Origin of the sequence: Bradyrhizobium sp. HKCCYLS2038 (genome assembly GCF_051167655.1) — a bacterium.
GTDB lineage: Bacteria > Pseudomonadota > Alphaproteobacteria > Rhizobiales > Xanthobacteraceae > Bradyrhizobium.
The window spans coordinates 406,156-421,445 of the sequence record NZ_JBNPTM010000001.1 but is presented as its reverse complement, the minus strand read 5'-3'; the positions used below and the strand labels follow the sequence as shown (position 1 = coordinate 421,445).

Genomic DNA, 15,290 nt, shown 5'->3' with positions numbered 1-15,290 from the left:
AGCCGGATTCACCCGGCCTTCCCTGCGCGATGGTCTAACGGCTGCTTCGCGTTCTCCCTGGTGCGCCGGGCTTTCTGGCCACCATCCCCAGGCGAAGCAAAGCTCCGCCGTGAGTTGACATCAGCGTCGGGATGTCAGGACCGCGCGACTTGACCGTGCGTGACAGATCGTTCGTCCGCGCGAGCAACCCCGCGCTGCAATCCACCACGCCCACCGCTCCCCGCCCCGCGTGCCGTGACGACCGCGATACGCCCCTCCGCAACGAGGCGGGATGCGGTAGAGAACCACGAATTCCGAAAAAGCGCAATGGATTTTTATTTTTCCAAATTAGCGGAGAGCGTAGTCGCGCGCGGATGAGCAACCCGGCTCCGGCCTTCCCCGCCACCCTTCGAGGTCCGGCACGCGACGACCGCACAGTTCGACCAGATCTCGGGCCTCTACGGCCAGGCGACGCGGGTCGCGATCACCAAGCGGCACCAGTCCTGAGACAGCTCACGCCGCCGGTGTCTCGCGCCTGAACAGCACGTAGAGTGCCGGCAGCACAAGCAGGGTCAGCATCGTCGAGGAGATGATGCCGCCGATCACGACGGTGGCGAGCGGGCGTTGCACTTCGGCTCCGGCTCCGGTGGCGAGTGCCATCGGCACGAAGCCGAGCGAGGCGACCAGCGCGGTCATCAGCACTGGCCGCAGTCGCGCCAATGCGCCCTCCTCCACCGCGGCGAGAATGCTGTGCCCTTCCTGGCGCAGCCGCTCGATGAAGGCGATGATGACGAGGCCGTTAAGCACGGCGACGCCTGAGAGCGCGATGAAGCCGACGCCGGCCGAGATCGACAGCGGCAGGCCGCGCAGCAGCAGCGCGGCGATGCCGCCGGTCAGCGCCAGCGGCACGCCTGAAAACACCAGTGCCGCGTCGGCGAACGAGCCCATGCTCATGAACAGCAGCAGGAACACCAGCGCGAGCGCGATCGGCACCACGATGGTGAGCCGCTTGGTGGCGGAGAGCAGCTGCTCGAACTGGCCGCCCCAGCCGATCCAGTAGCCCGGCGGCAGCTTCACCTTCTCGGCCACGGCCGCTTGTGCCTCCGTGACGAACGAACCGAGATCGCGGGCGCGCACATTGGCCGTGACGACGATGCGCCGCTTGCCGTTCTCGCGGCTGACCTGGTTCGGCCCGGGCGCCGAAGCGACCGCGGCGACCGAGGACAGCGGCACGTAGCGCGGCTGGCCTGCGGACAAGGCGGCGCGCAGCGGCGTTGTCGCCGCGTCCTCGCCGGCCGGCAGCGGGATCGGGATGGCGCGGATCGCATCGATATTGCCGCGCAGGCGCTCGGGCAGGCGGACGACGATGTCGAAGCGGCGGTCGCCGTCGAACAGCTTGCCCACCGCCTTGCCGCCGATCGCAATCTCGACCACGTTCTGCACCTCGGCGACGCTGAGGCCATAGCGCGACAGCGCCTGGCGGTCGATCTTCACGGTCAGGATCGGCAGGCCGGCGACCTGCTCGGTCTTGACGTCGGTGGCGCCATTGATGCCGCGGATGGCCGCCTCGACCTGGCGCGCCGCGCCCTGCAGGATGTCGAGATCGTCGCCGAAGATCTTGACGCCGACATCGCTGCGCACGCCCGAGATCAGCTCGTTGAAGCGCAGCTGGATCGGCTGCGAGATCTCGTAGTTGCTGCCGGGGATTTCGTCGGCCGCCGCCTCGATCTCGGCGACCAGCTCCGCCTTCGGCTTCGACGCATCAGGCCATTCGCTGCGCGGCTTCAGCATGATGTAGCCGTCGCCCTGCGACGGCGCCATCGGATCGGTCGCGACCTCGGCGGTGCCGATGCGGGTGAACAGGTCCTTCACCTCGGGGATCTTGCGCAGCCTCGCTTCGAGCGCCTTCTGCAGGTCGACCGACAGCGTCAGGCTGGTGCCGGGAATGCGCAGCGCGGCCAGCGCGACGTCGCCCTCGTCGAGACTCGGAATGAACTCGCCGCCCATGCGGGTCGCGGCCACGCCGCTCGCCGCGACGATCACGACTGCAACGGCTGCGACCGTCATGCGCCAGGCGATCACGCCGCGCAGCAGCGGTGCGTAGATCCGCCGCGCGCCCCGCATGATGAGGTTCTCCTGCTCGGAGACCTTGCCGGTGACGAAGATCGCAACGGCCGCGGGCACGAAGGTGATCGAGAACAGCACGGCGGCGCCGAGCGCCATCAGCACCGTCAGCGCCATCGGCGTGAACATCTTGCCCTCGACGCCGGTCAAGGTCAGCACCGGCAGATAGACCACGGCGATGATCAGCGTGCCGAACAGGCTCGGCCCGATCACCTCGCGCGCGCCGGCAACGATGGTCTGCAGGCGCTCCGAGGTCGAAAGCAGGCCGCCCTTGCGGTGCTGCGTCTGGGCGAGAAGGCGGAGGCAGTTCTCGACAATAATGACGGCGCCGTCGACGATAATGCCGAAATCGATCGCACCCAGGCTCATCAGGTTGGCGCTGACCTTGCTCTCGACCATGCCGGTGATGGTCATCGCCATCGACAGCGGAATGATGCAGGCCGTGACCAGCGCGGCGCGGATGTTGCCGAGCAGCAGGAACAGCACGACGACGACGAGCGCGGCGCCTTCGAGCAGGTTCTTTTCCACCGTTCGGATCGTCGCCTCGACCAGATGGGTGCGGTCGTAGAGCGTGCGCGTGATCACGCCGTCGGGCAGCGATTTCGCGATGTCGTCGAGCCGGGCGGCGACGCGACGCGCCACGGCGCGGCTGTTCTCGCCGATCAGGAGCATCGCGGTGCCCAGGATCGTCTCCTCGCCATTGAGGGTCGCCGCGCCGGTGCGCAGGTCGCGTCCTTCCGCGACCTCGGCGACGTCGCCGATCCGCACCGGCGTGCCGCCGCGCGCGCCGATCACGATGTCCTTCAACTCCGCGGCACTGCCGACCTGGCCGGGCGCGCGCACCAGATACTGCTCGCCGTTGCGCTCGATATAGCCAGCGCCGACATTGGCGTTGTTGGCGGCGAGCGCGGCGATGACGTCACGGAAGCTGATCTTGTAGGCCATCATGCGGCCGGGGTCCGGCAGCACGTGGAACTGGCGCTCGAAGCCGCCGATGGTGTTCACCTCGATCACGCCGGGTACGCCGCGCAATTGCGGCCGGATGATCCAGTCCTGCACGGTGCGCAGGTCCGTCGGCGAATAGTCGGCACCGTCAGGCGTCTTGGCGCCCGGCTTCGCCTCGACCGCATACATGAAGATCTCGCCTAAGCCCGTCGACAGCGGGCCCATCGCGACTTCGACGCCGGGCGGCAGTTGGTCCTTGATCTGCTGGATGCGTTCGTTGACCTGCTGGCGTGCGAAGTAGATGTCGGTGCTGTCCTGGAACACGACGGTGACCTGGCTCAGCCCGTAGCGCGACAGCGAGCGCGTGGTATCGAGGCGCGGCAGTCCGCCCATCGCCGTCTCGACCGGGAAGGTGATGCGCTGCTCGGTCTCGAGCGGCGAATAGCCGGGCGCCTTGGTGTTGATCTGCACCTGGACGTTGGTGATGTCGGGCACCGCGTCGATCGGCAGCCGGGTGAAATTCCAGGCGCCGAACCCGGCTGCGGCGAGCGCGACCAGCAGCACCAGCCAGCGCTGGCGCACCGCGAAGGCGAGGATGGCGTCAATCATGCTCGGCCTCGCCCTTGCCCATCTCGGCCTTCACGACGAAGCTGTTCTCGGCCACGTAATGCTCGCCGGGCGACAGGCCGTCGCGGATCTCGACGTAGGTCGGGTCGGACTCGCCGGTAGCGACGGGCCGCGCCTCGATCTTGTCGCCCTCCTCGCGGACGAACACGACGGTCTTGTTCTCCAGCGTCTGGATCGCGCTGGCGCGCACCGCGACCGCGACGCTGCGCTTGGCGAGCACGAGCCGCGCGGTGACGAACAGGCCGGGGCGCAGCCGGCCGTCGGTATTCGGCAGCACGACACGGGCCAGCGCCGTCTGCGTCTCGCTGGCGCCGACGGGCGCGATGTAGGAGACGTTGCCCTTGATCGGGCCGCGGCCGTCATCGGGATCGATCAGCACCTCGTCGTCGAGCCGGACGCGGCGGAGATCCTGGCGATAGATCGAGAGGTCGACCCAGATGGTCGAGAGATCGGCGACGACGAAGGCCGGCTTCTGCTCGGAGGCGTATTCGCCGAGCGAGATCTGGCGGTCGATGATGGTGCCGCCGATCGGCGCCTTCAAATCGTAGGCCGTCAGGCTCTGGTTGCTCTCGATCGCCGCGAGCAGCTCGTCCTTGGCGACGCTGTCGCCGATCCGCTTCTTGATGGCGCGGACGATGCCGGGAAAGCGCGGCGTCACCTGCACCAGCGCTTCCTGATTGGCCCGGAGCACGCCGTTGAAGGCCAGCGTGTCCGACAAGGTCGCCGGTCCCGCTTCGGCCAGCGTCACTCCGGCGGCGGCGAGCTTGACGTCGCTGATGCGGATGCGGTCGGCGCCGTGCTCGTCCTGCTCGACATGGTCCTTCGGCGCCTTCTCGGCGTGATCTGCGTGGCTCGCGGCTGGTTCAACGTGTGGCGCGGCCTCGACCAGAAACCGCGACGCGCCCGCGCCGGCTGCGGCCGCGAGGATCGCAACGAGGATGACGGTGAAGGCTCTCATCGCGCGGTCTCCCGGGCCAAGGTAAAGGGACGTCCGACCAGCCCCTCGATGGTCGCCACCGCGACATGAATGTTCTGCAGCGCCTCCTGCTCGCGCAGCCGCGCCTGCGCCACGCTGGCCTGCGCATCGAGCACCTCGAGCAGGGAAAAGCGACCGGCGCTGTAGCCCTGCGCGATCTCGTCCGCGGCCTCCTGCGCCTTGGGAATTGCGATCTCGCGCAGCACCGACAACTCGCGCAGCGACCCTTGCAGCGAATCGTAGGCGCGGCCGGCGATCACCAGCAGCGTGTTGCGGTGGGCCTTGCGTTCGGCCTCGGTCTTGGCAACGCTCTCCTGCGCGGAGAGGATGTTGCCCTGGTTCTGGTCGAACACCGGGATGGGTACGGAGACGCTCAGCCTGACCGCGTCGTCCTGGGTGTCGTTGAAGTGCCGCCAGCCGGCGCTGACGCGAACGTCCGGATAGGGTTTCAGCCGCGCCAGCAGCAGCTCGGCGTTGCGCTGCGCGTAGACGGCGGTCCAACGGACCAGCTGCGGATTGGCGTCGATCGCGGCCGTCACGGTCTGGAACGACGGCGGCTGCGCGGTCGCGTCGAAGCGGCCGGTCACGGTCGGGAGCTTCGCCGAACTGTCGCCGATCAGCACCGCGAGTTCGCGGCGCGCGCTCGCCAAGGTCGCCTTGACGCGCTCGCGATCGGCGCGCACCAGCGCCGAGGCGACCTCGGCGCGGCCGGTTTCCGCCGGCGACGATGCACCGGCCTCGACCCGCCGCCGCAACAAGGGCGTCAGCCGATCGAGAGCTGCGACTTGATCGTCGAGGATCTGGATGCGGCGCTGGGTGGCGAGCACGGTCACGAAAGCGATCGCGGTCTCCGATAACACTTCGAGCCTGACAGCCTGGCGCTGGACCTCGGCGGTCCGCACGCCGGCCTGGCCGGCGGCGATGCGCGCGTCGCGCTTGCCGAACCATTCGAACGCCTGGCTGATCTGCAACGTCGTCTCGGCCGAGCGCGTGCCGCGATACTGGCCCGAGCCGAAGGAGTTGTCCTGCTCGTAGGACAGCTCGGGATTGAGCAGCGCGCCGGCCTGCAGCCGCTGGCCCGAGGCGATGCCGATGTCGCGATCGGCGGCGGAGAGCCGCGGGCTGGCGGCGATCGCGCGCGACAGCGCCTCGCGCAAGGTCAAGGTCTGCGCCGCCGCGCCGTGCACGGACGCGGCGAGCAGGGCTGCGGCGCCAATCGCGCGCGCAGCCATTCCCGGGAATGGCATGAAGATGAACCTGTCTGGACGAGCAATGATCGACGGGGCAGGCCGTCAGGCACGATGCGTCAGATCAGGTATTTCGGCGGCGGCGAGTCGGACTCGGACAGCACGCCGGTGCGCAGCGCCGGAACCGGCCAATCGGTCGCGGCGATGATGTCGGCCGGAACAATCGCGAGCTGCAGCTGCGGCACGGCCACCGAGAAGCAGCCGTGACAATGATGACCGGAGATGGCGCGCGGATCGGAATGGCCGGCCTTGTCGAGCAGCGCGGCGATCTCAGGCTTGCCGGTCGGCGCATGCGCGACGTCGAGATCGCAGCTGCCGTGCAGCGCGCCGGCGAGCAGATAGGTCACCATCATCAACAGCACGACGATCCGGCGCAGCATGCGCGGACCGCCCGTGAGATGATGTCGACCGATGCTGCGCACGGCGCCCCCTGTTCGCCCAGCCGATAGCACGCGCTCCGTCGCGTTGTCGATCTGCAACAATGTAACAAGTGGAACCGTATCACGGCCCGGCAAGCGCGGGCGCGAGGATCACGCAGGCCAGCATCGCCAGCGCGGCGGCGCTGCAGCGATAGCCGATCCTGGCCGGCACGTGGGCAGCGAGACCGCGGCGTAGCGTCGCGCCGAGCACGATCCAGCCGCCGCCGATCACGATCGTGGAGCACGCCAGCGCCAGCACGAACGGCCGCAGGTCAGCCGCGAGTTCCGCCGGCGGCAGCAAGGTGAAGGCGAAGATGATGGCCTTCGGGTTCAACAGCGTCGTGACGAGCACACGCTGGAACGTCACCGGCGCGACCTCACCGGCATGATCGCTGCCATTGCGCCACAGCGCGACGGCAAGCTGCAGCAGATAGAGCACGACGGCGAAGCGCAGCGCCTGGCCGAACAGCGGCGCGGCGGCCAGCACCGGCCCGAGCACGAGGCGCAGCGTCGCGATCGCCAGCAGATAGCCGGAGAGCTCGGCGAGTAGTAGGGACAACGAGGCGCGTGCGCCGCGGCCGGCGCCGGCGGTGGCCAGCAGGGTGTTGGTCGGGCCGGGCGTCGCGAGCAGCGCGGCGGCCGAGAGAACGAAGGTCGACAAGTCCATTGAGATCGTCGACCACGCCTGCGAACCGGCCGCATTGACGCTGATCAACGTCATGCCGCCCGGTCAAGGCCGCTCAGTGCGCGAGCCTCTCCAGGCTCACATTCGCCGGCAGGTCTGCGGCGAACGCGTCGAGCGCACGGCTGAGATCGGCAGCGTCAGCGGCAGCGGTGCGATAGAAGGCGACGTCGCCGACGGCGACCGTGACAAAGGGACTGTGCAGCACGGCGACCTTGGTCCAGGTCGCGGGCACGCCGCGCGGGAACCAGCGGTCGTAGATCATGGCCAGGCCGACGTCGCGCACTGCTGCGAGATCCGCCATCTCGGCCGGGCCGTATTGGCCGGCGAGCCTGGCCTTGCGCACCTGCTCCGAGCCGAGCCCCCAGAGATCGAGCACGTAGTTCGGATTGCGGTAGGCGACCAGCCCGAGATCATTGACCGCGACGGGACGGCGATAGAGCTCGCGCACGAACCGGCCCATCTGATACTGCTGCTCGTAGATGTTGCGCGAGGCTGTCGGCGTCACCCAGGCCGCGTCCATGTAGGGCCACGCGGCGAAGCCCAGCAACAGCAGCATCGGCACGTTGAGCGCAACCGACATGCGGCGATCGAGCAGAGGCTTGAGCCGGCCGAGCAGCCACAGCCAAGTCACCGCGGCCAGCGCGATGACATAGACCTCGTAGCGGTGGAACCAGTCATATTGGCCGAAGGCGACATGGCCGCCGATCGCGGCGAGCACCGCGCCCGCGACGATGAGCGCGCGGCGATCGGCGCGCAGCCACCAGGCCGTCACGGCCACGGCGAGGCCGAGCAGCAGCAGACGCCTTCCGTACGGATTGATCAGGGCGATGATGAGATTGTCGGTGATCGCACCGAGGGCGGTGGTCCGATCGTAGGCCGCCTCGACGATACGTGCCTTCAGCAGCACCGAGCTCGGCAGCAGCGGCAGCCCGAGCGCGTGCATGCGCGCGCCATAGGCCAGCAGCGCGGCGGCGATCAGGGCTGCGCATGCCGCGGCGGCGCGGCGCTGTCCGAGCAGCAGCAGCGCGGCGAGCGCGGCGCAGGCGAGCGCCGCCCCCTCGAAGCGAATGAGCGGCAGCAACACCAGAGCGATGAGCTGCAGCCGGCTCGGCGTCCGCCCCTGCGCGGCCTCGGCGAGACCGGCGAGCGTGGTCACGGTCGCCCAGACGTGCAGACTGTGCTCGAGGCCGGTCATCGGCAACGCGATCGCGCTGACGATGAAGACCATCAGCAGCGAGATCACCGCCATGAACCACGCACGCTCCGCCTCGAACAGGCGGCTCCGCTCCAACAGTCGCATAATCGTGACGATCGTCGCGGCGGCGGCGGCCGCGCTGACCAGCAGCGGTCCCCATGGGCCCAGATGCATCGCCTCGGTGAGCGCCATCAGATAAGGCCAGATGATCGACGAGCTCGGCGAGGATAACTCCCCGGCATTGACGCCATAGCCGCCGGCGAGGATCTGATCGGCGACGGCGAGATGGATGTAGGCATCGTCCAGCGCGAACACGAGCCGGCCGCCGGTCAGCCAGAGGCCGGCGACGAGCTCGATGGCAAACAGCACGCCCCACGCCGACAATGCGACGCCGATCGGACGCCACGAACCCGGCACCGGGCGTGAGCCCGACACCATGCGCGCGTCCGCCGCTGCGACTGCCTCGATGGTCATGCGTGATCCCGTGCCGTTCTCCGCCGCCTGCCCTGCTACCGCCAAAAGCTTAAGTCCCGCTTTCCGGCACCGGCTGCGCGTCAGCCTTTCGTTAACGAGTTGCCACCAGCGGTACGCGATGCAGCATGAGCGGACCGTATTGGCGGCATGCACGGCGCTTGATTGACTTGAGACCCCTGCCCTCTAAGGTTTGCGCAGCCGGACAATGAACTGCGACTGATCATGGCCCGCCTCGCGCGAGGAATGACGATCGGGGCGCGAAGGATCAGAGCACGATGACTTTGGCGATGAGCTGGGACGAGTGGACCCGGCATGATGGCATGGCGCTGGCCGAGCGTGTCAGGAGCGGCGAGCTGACCGCGGCGGAGCTGGCGAAGCAGGCGGTGGAAGGGATCGCCGAGGTCGATCCCGCGCTCTCGGGCGTGGTGGAAGTGTTCACTGATGCGGTCGAGGATCCGGTCAAGGCCGGCGCCAATGCCGATGGGCCGTTCGCCGGGCTGCCGTTCCTGATGAAGGATCTCGGGCCGACCATGGCCGGCCGGCTGCAGGAGCAAGGCTCGCTGTTCATGCGCGGCAACCGCCCGGCCGCCGACACGCATCTGACGTCGAAGATGCGCAAGGCCGGTCTCAACCTGATGGGGCGCACGACGACGCCGGAGTTCGGCGTCTGCAGCTCGGCCGAGAATCCGGCCGTCTACGTCACGCGCAATCCGTGGAATACCGACTACACGACCTGCGGCTCGTCGGCCGGCAGTGCCGCGATGGTCGCGGCCGGCGTGGTGCCGATCGCGCATGCCACGGATGGCGGCGGCTCGATCCGGATTCCCGCCGGCGTCAACGGCAATATCGGGCTGAAAGTCTCGCGCGGCGTGTTCTCGATCGCGCCGCATCTGTCGGATCTCTCCGGCTTGGTGTCGATCCAGGGCTGCCAGTCGCGCAGCGTGCGCGACACCGCAGCCTTCGTCGATCATTGCCGCGGCGGCGCGCCCGGCGAGTTCATGCCGTACTGGACAACGCCGGAGCCCTATGTCGAGCTGATCAAGCGCGATCCCGGCAAGCTCCGGATCGCGCTGTCGCATCAATGGGGCGACTACCGCGCCACGCCGCACATCGCGGCCGAGCTGGCGCGTGTCGGCAAGTTCCTCGAGAGCCTCGGCCATTACGTCGGCTACGCGCTGCCCGATGTCGACTACGTCAAGGCCTTCGCGGCACAGACCACGTGCTACATCTCGAACTTCGCGATCGTCATCAACAACCTGCTGGCGCAGCGCAAGCTGACGCAGCCCCCGGCCGACCTGATCGAGCCGATCAACATCCGCATCTGGGAAGCCGGCAAGGACACCAGCTTCGCCGAGCGCGCGGCGATGCAGGCGGTGTTCAACACCACCTCGCGCGCCTTCGGCGCGTTCTTCGAGGACTGGGACATCATCCTCACCCCGATCACGGCGCTGCCGACGCCGAAGATCGGCACCACCGAATATCTGACGATCAGCGACAATCCCTCCGTGCTCGACTGGTTCGAGAACCTCTGGCGCAACTTCGCCTTCACGCCGCTCGCCAATCTCTGCGGCGTCCCGGCCATCTCGCTGCCGCTCGCCACCAATGAGCACGGCCTGCCGCTCGGCATCCAGGCGATCGGCAAGCAGGCCGATGACGGCCTGCTGCTGCAGCTGGCCGCCCAGATCGAGCGCGCGATCGACGGCAAATGGAACGTTGGCGCGACGCCTGCGGTGCATGTGACCAAGCTGTGAGGGCTCGGCTCTCACCAGGCCGCTCATTCGAACTGAAAAGAGGCACATTGATCCGAGTTCGTCGTTGAGACGTTCCATCCGTGGATAGCCGCGCGGCTGTCCGGGTGGCGGCGAGGACAACGTGACGGATCAGCCGGCGGTGACGCAGGAGTCGGAGGCGGGGCCGCACCCGGCTATTTCTCGGCACGCCGCGAAGCTCGCCTCGTTTCCGCGCGGCGGCGTGGCTGCAGTATTCGGGGCGAGCGGCGGCATCGGCGCGGCGCTGAGTTCTGCTTTGAGCGAAAGCAATCACTTCGATACCGTGCTCGGTCTCGGCCGCAGCACGTCGCCAGGCTTCGAGCTCACCGATGAGTCGAGCATCGCGCGCGCGGCGGAGCTGATTGCCGGCGCCGGCGAGATCCGGCTCGTCATCATCGCGACCGGCATGCTGCACGACGGCGACGCGCTGCCCGAGAAGAGCTGGCGCGAGCTCGATGCCGATCGGCTCGCCCGCGCCTTCGCCGTCAACGCGACCGGGCCGGCGCTCATCATGAAGCATGTGCTGCCGCGGCTGCCCCGCAAGGGCAAGGCCATGCTGGCCGCGCTGTCGGCGCGGGTCGGCTCGATCGGCGACAACCGGCTCGGCGGCTGGTACGGCTATCGCGCGTCGAAGGCCGCGCTGAACCAGCTCGTGCATTGCGCCGCGATCGAGCTCGCCCGCCGCGCCCCCGAAGCGATCTGCGTTGCGCTGCATCCCGGCACGGTGGCGACACGGCTGTCGGCGCCGTTCGCCGCGGGGTCCGGCGTTGCGCCGGCCGAGGCCGCGCGGCACCTGCTCGGCGTCATCGACCGGCTCGAAGCCAAGGACTCCGGCAGCTTCCATGACTGGCGCGGTGCGCCGGTGCCGTGGTGACGCGCATGCCGAAGATGCGACGCAAGGCCGACCTTCCGACCAAGACCTGCGCTGCGTGCGGCCGCTCGTTCGCCTGGCGGCGCAAATGGGCGCGCGACTGGGACGAGGTGAAATACTGCTCGGACCGCTGCCGATCCGCGCGCGACCGAATGGCCGCTGCTCCCTCTGTCACGCCGCGAGGACGGTAGTATCATGTTGTCAGGCATCCCCGCACCGATGCGCGTCCTCGGCCTGGCAGGCCTGATCCCCTTCATCGGCCTTGCCGTGCTGGCGATCGCCGGTGACGAGGCGATCCGGGCTTCGGCCTTGCGCGCGCAGATCGGCTACGGCGCTGTCATCGTCAGTTTCCTCGGTGCCTTGCATTGGGGCATAGCGGTGCAGACACCGGCGTTGGCAAGCTGGCCGCGCATCGCCTGGGGCGTGACGCCCTCCTTGCTCGGCTGGGTTGCGCTGCTGCTGCCGCCATTGCCCGCTCTGGTGCTGCTCGCGGCCGTGCTGCTGGCAGCGCTGGTGTTCGATGAGTTCAGCTTCGGCGGCGACGATCACCGCGCCTGGTTCTTGAAGCTGCGGCGGCTGCTGAGCATCGGCGCCATGCTTGCTCTGCTCGCCACGCTGATCAGCATCGTGGTCAAGGGCGCGGTCTGAGCACCGTCGTCCTGGACAAGCCGGCAATCCCTCGGCAAGCTCGCGCATCCCGCGCGAGGCGTCATGAACATCCTGCTGCTCAATCCCAACATCCGCACCGACATCACCGAACTGATGCTGCAGGTTGGCCGTGACGCCGCAGCGCCCGGCACCACGCTGATCCCCTGCACCGCACCGCGCGGCGTACCCTACATCGCGACGCGCGCCGAGGCGCAGATCGGCGGCGCCGTCGCGCTGGAGATGCTGGCGGAGCGCCATGGGACATTCGATGCGGCGATCATCGCGGCGTTCGGCGACCCCGGCCTGTTCGCCGCGCGCGAATTGTTCGACGTGCCGGTGATCGGACTGGCGGAAGCGGCAATGCTGACCGCCTGCATGGCCGGCCGGCGCTTTGCCATCGTCACCTTCGCGCAGGCGCTCGGCCCCTGGTACGAGGAATGCGTCCGCATGCACGGCCTGATGGAGCGCTGCGCCGGCATCCGCATGCTCGACGGCAGCTTCAAGCAGATCTCCGACGTGCAGCACGAAAAGGAGGAACTGCTGGTCGAGCTGGCGCTGCGCGCGGTCGAGGAGAACGAGGCCGACGTGCTGATCTTCGCCGGCGCGCCCCTGTCCGGTCTCGCCGCGCGCGTCGCGCATCGCATTCCCGTGCCTGTGGTCGACCAGGTGATCGCGGCCGTGAAGCAGGCCGAGGCGCTGCTGGCGCTGAACATGCGCAAGGCCACCGCAGGCACCTTCCGTCGCCCCGCAGCGAAGCCGACGACGGGCCTGCCGGAGGCGCTCGCCGCACGGCTGGAGCATCGCGATGGGTAGTCGGACGGTCGGGCGCGGTGGAGAGTCCTCTCTCTCTCCCCACGTCATTCCGGGGCGCCCGAAGGGCGAGCCCGGAATCCATAGCCACAGGCCTTCGTTTGGCGACGCGACGCTCGCGGCTTTTTCTCGGATCCGCACATGCAGTCGTGGGTATGGATTCCGGGCTCGCGCTGACGCGCGCCCCGGAATGACGTCGGGAGAGAGTGAGCCGCGAACGCAAACTGCGCGCTCGGGGTCGACCGACTCATCCGAGCGCATTCGGGTACCGGCCAAATCGTCGTTTGTACACAAACCACCGCGACTGCCTCAAAAGGCGGCACGCTTTTTGCTTTTTCAGCTGAGTTGAGCAGGAAGCCTTATGGCCAGCGTATCGGAAGCCAAGTCGCTCGTTCTCGATCGGATCACGCACCGCTTTGCCAGCGGCACGATGGCCGTCTCCGACATCAATCTCGACGTCAAGGGCGGTGAGATCATCGCCCTGCTCGGTCCATCCGGCTGCGGCAAGACCACATTGCTGCGCATCATCGCCGGCTTCATCGGCCAGAGCGAAGGCCGCGTCATCATCGGCAACGACGTCGTCGATGCGCTGCCGCCCAATCGCCGCGCCGTCGGCATCGTGTTCCAGAACTACGCGCTGTTTCCGCATCTCTCGATCTCCGAGAATGTCGGCTACGGGCTCGCTGCGCGCGGCATCGACAAGTCGACCCGTAACAAGGAAGCGCAGCGCCTGCTCGACATGGTGCAGCTCGGCGCATTCGGCGAGCGGCTGCCGCGGCAATTGTCAGGCGGCCAGCAGCAGCGCGTCGCACTGGCGCGCGCGCTCGCGATCAAGCCGTCGATCCTGCTGCTCGACGAGCCGTTCGCCGCGCTCGACAAGAATTTGCGGCTCGACATGCAGATCGAGGTCAAGCGGCTGCAGCGCATGGCCGGGACCACCACGCTGATCGTGACCCACGATCAGGAGGAAGCGCTGTCGATGGCCGACCGCGTCGCCGTGCTCAGCCACGGGCACCTCGAGCAGTTCGGCACGCCCTCCGAGATCTACGACCAGCCGCAGACGCTGTTCGTGAACACTTTCGTCGGCACCGCGAACCGGATGAAGGGCACCGTGATCGCGACCGACGCTGATCATGTCAAGGTCGGTCTGGAAGCCGGCGGCGAGATCATCGCGCGTGCGCCGAAGCCCGTTCGTGCCTCCGACAAGGTCATCGTCTGCCTGCGTCCCGAGCATCTCACCTTCGTCAGCGACGCCACCGGCTTTGCCGGCGAGATCGGCATGGCGCTGCCGCTCGGCGCCACCGTCGTCCACGAGATCAGGGCCGGCGATGGATCCAGCATCAAGATCTCGCAGGCGCGCACCGGCGACACGCCACTGCGCGACGCCGGCTCGCCGGTGCGCATCGCACCGCTCGCGCCGGGGCTCGCCACCGTTTTCCCGCAGTAGAATCAACAGGACATATCGGAGTGAAACATGATGCTTGATCGCCGCCGGCTCCTGACCAGCGCCTTGACGCTGGGAGCCATGCACGCCTTTCCCGGCCTCAGCCTCGCGCAGGCGCGGCCACTGGTGTTCGCGACCTTCACCGGTAGCTGGGAGGAGGCGCACAAGGCGGTGCTGGTCCCCGCCTTCCGCAAGGCCAATGGCGATGCGCCCATCGTGCTCGACCCGATGCTGTCGGTCGACCAGATCGCCAAGGTCAACGCCGCCAAGGCCAACCCGCCGATCGACGTGATGCTGCACGATCCGGGTCCTGCGCTGGTCGCGATCGGCCAGGACCTCGTCGATCCCTACCCGGCCGACAAGAGCACCTACTTCAAGGACCTGATTCCGGAGGCGCAGGACGGCATGGGCCCGGCGCCGTTCTTCCAAGTCGTCGGCCTGACCTACAACCCGGAGACGGTGAAGACGCCGCCGACCTCGTGGGCCGATCTGTGGAAGCCCGAGTTCAAGGGCAAGGTAGGTATCACCAATCTGAACTCTACGCTCGGCACCGGCTGGCTGGTCGAGATCGCACGCATGCGCGGCGGCTCGGAAGCCAATGTCGACGAGGGCTTCAAGGCGCTGGAGGAACTGAAGCCGAACCTCGCCGCCGTCGCTGCCAATCCCGGCGCGCTGGCGACCTTGTTCCAGCAAGGCCAGATCGACATCTCGCCCGGCAATTTCAACGCCATCCAGATCCTGAAAGCGCGCGGCGTGCCGGTCGAGTTCGTGGCGCCGAAGGAAGGCGCGATCGCGTTCAAGACCACGATCCACGTCGTCAAGAACTCGCCGAACAAGGAGCTTGCCTTCAAGCTGATCGAGGCGGCGCTGTCGCCGGAAGTACAGACCACCTTGATGAACTCGCCCTATCTGATCGTGCCGACCAACACCAAGGTCGCGATGTCCGGCGAGATCGCCAAGGTGCTGGCCAAGGACACCGCGGAGCTGAAGAAGAAGTTCGTCTTCCAGGACTGGAAGAAGATCAACGAGCAGCGCGCGTCCTGGATCGAGAAGTTCAACCGCGACATCAAGATCTGA

Annotated in this window: 13 protein-coding genes; 7 read left to right on the top strand and 6 right to left on the bottom strand. The window is 68.0% G+C overall.

All coding sequences use genetic code 11. The annotated features are described in order from the left end of the window. Positions 1–492: 492 nt before the first annotated feature. From ACQR1I_RS01890 to ACQR1I_RS01865, 6 genes are all read right to left on the bottom strand, one after another. On the bottom strand, positions 493–3,657 hold the full coding sequence (locus ACQR1I_RS01890; protein WP_434865487.1) for an efflux RND transporter permease subunit: 3,165 nt from the start codon (positions 3,655–3,657) through the stop codon (positions 493–495). Continuing rightward, complete coding sequence (gene ihpB / locus ACQR1I_RS01885; protein WP_434865486.1) at positions 3,650–4,633, bottom strand: divalent metal ion exporter adaptor subunit IhpB; 984 nt, start codon at positions 4,631–4,633, stop codon at positions 3,650–3,652. Before ihpB ends, ACQR1I_RS01890 begins: the two co-directional genes overlap by 8 nt. Next, positions 4,630–5,898 (bottom strand): divalent metal ion exporter subunit IhpA, encoded by a 1,269-nt coding sequence (gene ihpA / locus ACQR1I_RS01880; protein ID WP_434865485.1) that lies wholly within the window; start codon positions 5,896–5,898, stop codon positions 4,630–4,632. Before ihpA ends, ihpB begins: the two co-directional genes overlap by 4 nt. Before the next feature lie 59 nt (positions 5,899–5,957). Continuing rightward, positions 5,958–6,278: a hypothetical protein gene (locus tag ACQR1I_RS01875; protein WP_434865484.1), complete on the bottom strand. Its 321-nt coding sequence runs from the start codon at positions 6,276–6,278 to the stop codon at positions 5,958–5,960. A gap of 121 nt (positions 6,279–6,399) precedes the next feature. Then, complete coding sequence (locus ACQR1I_RS01870) at positions 6,400–7,038, bottom strand: LysE family translocator (protein ID WP_434865483.1); 639 nt, start codon at positions 7,036–7,038, stop codon at positions 6,400–6,402. A 19-nt stretch (positions 7,039–7,057) separates the two neighbouring features. Continuing rightward, on the bottom strand, positions 7,058–8,671 hold the full coding sequence (locus ACQR1I_RS01865; protein WP_434865482.1) for a hypothetical protein: 1,614 nt from the start codon (positions 8,669–8,671) through the stop codon (positions 7,058–7,060). A 275-nt stretch (positions 8,672–8,946) separates the two neighbouring features. On the opposite strand from ACQR1I_RS01865, the gene ACQR1I_RS01860 reads away from it, so the two are divergent. From ACQR1I_RS01860 to ACQR1I_RS01830, 7 genes are all read left to right on the top strand, one after another. After that, a complete protein-coding gene (locus ACQR1I_RS01860; protein ID WP_434865481.1) occupies positions 8,947–10,422 on the top strand; it encodes an amidase in 1,476 nt (491 codons plus the stop codon). 121 nt (positions 10,423–10,543) lie between these two features. Beyond that, the gene (locus ACQR1I_RS01855) at positions 10,544–11,314 is read left to right on the top strand and encodes an SDR family NAD(P)-dependent oxidoreductase (protein ID WP_434865480.1); all 771 of its coding nucleotides are present in this window, start codon (positions 10,544–10,546) and stop codon (positions 11,312–11,314) included. A gap of 5 nt (positions 11,315–11,319) precedes the next feature. Continuing rightward, on the top strand, positions 11,320–11,502 hold the full coding sequence (locus tag ACQR1I_RS01850) for a DUF2256 domain-containing protein (RefSeq protein WP_434865479.1): 183 nt from the start codon (positions 11,320–11,322) through the stop codon (positions 11,500–11,502). 4 nt (positions 11,503–11,506) lie between these two features. Further along, positions 11,507–11,959 carry a DUF3429 domain-containing protein gene (locus ACQR1I_RS01845; RefSeq protein ID WP_434865478.1) on the top strand — a complete coding sequence of 151 codons (453 nt, stop codon included), beginning with the start codon at positions 11,507–11,509 and terminating at the stop codon, positions 11,957–11,959. A 63-nt stretch (positions 11,960–12,022) separates the two neighbouring features. After that, on the top strand, positions 12,023–12,772 hold the full coding sequence (locus ACQR1I_RS01840) for an aspartate/glutamate racemase family protein (RefSeq protein WP_434865477.1): 750 nt from the start codon (positions 12,023–12,025) through the stop codon (positions 12,770–12,772). Positions 12,773–13,130: 358 nt separating this feature from the next. Continuing rightward, entirely contained in the window at positions 13,131–14,216 is a 1,086-nt protein-coding gene (locus tag ACQR1I_RS01835) for an ABC transporter ATP-binding protein (RefSeq protein ID WP_434865476.1), read from the top strand. Between the two features lie 27 nt (positions 14,217–14,243). Further along, a complete protein-coding gene (locus ACQR1I_RS01830) occupies positions 14,244–15,290 on the top strand; it encodes an ABC transporter substrate-binding protein (RefSeq protein WP_434865475.1) in 1,047 nt (348 codons plus the stop codon).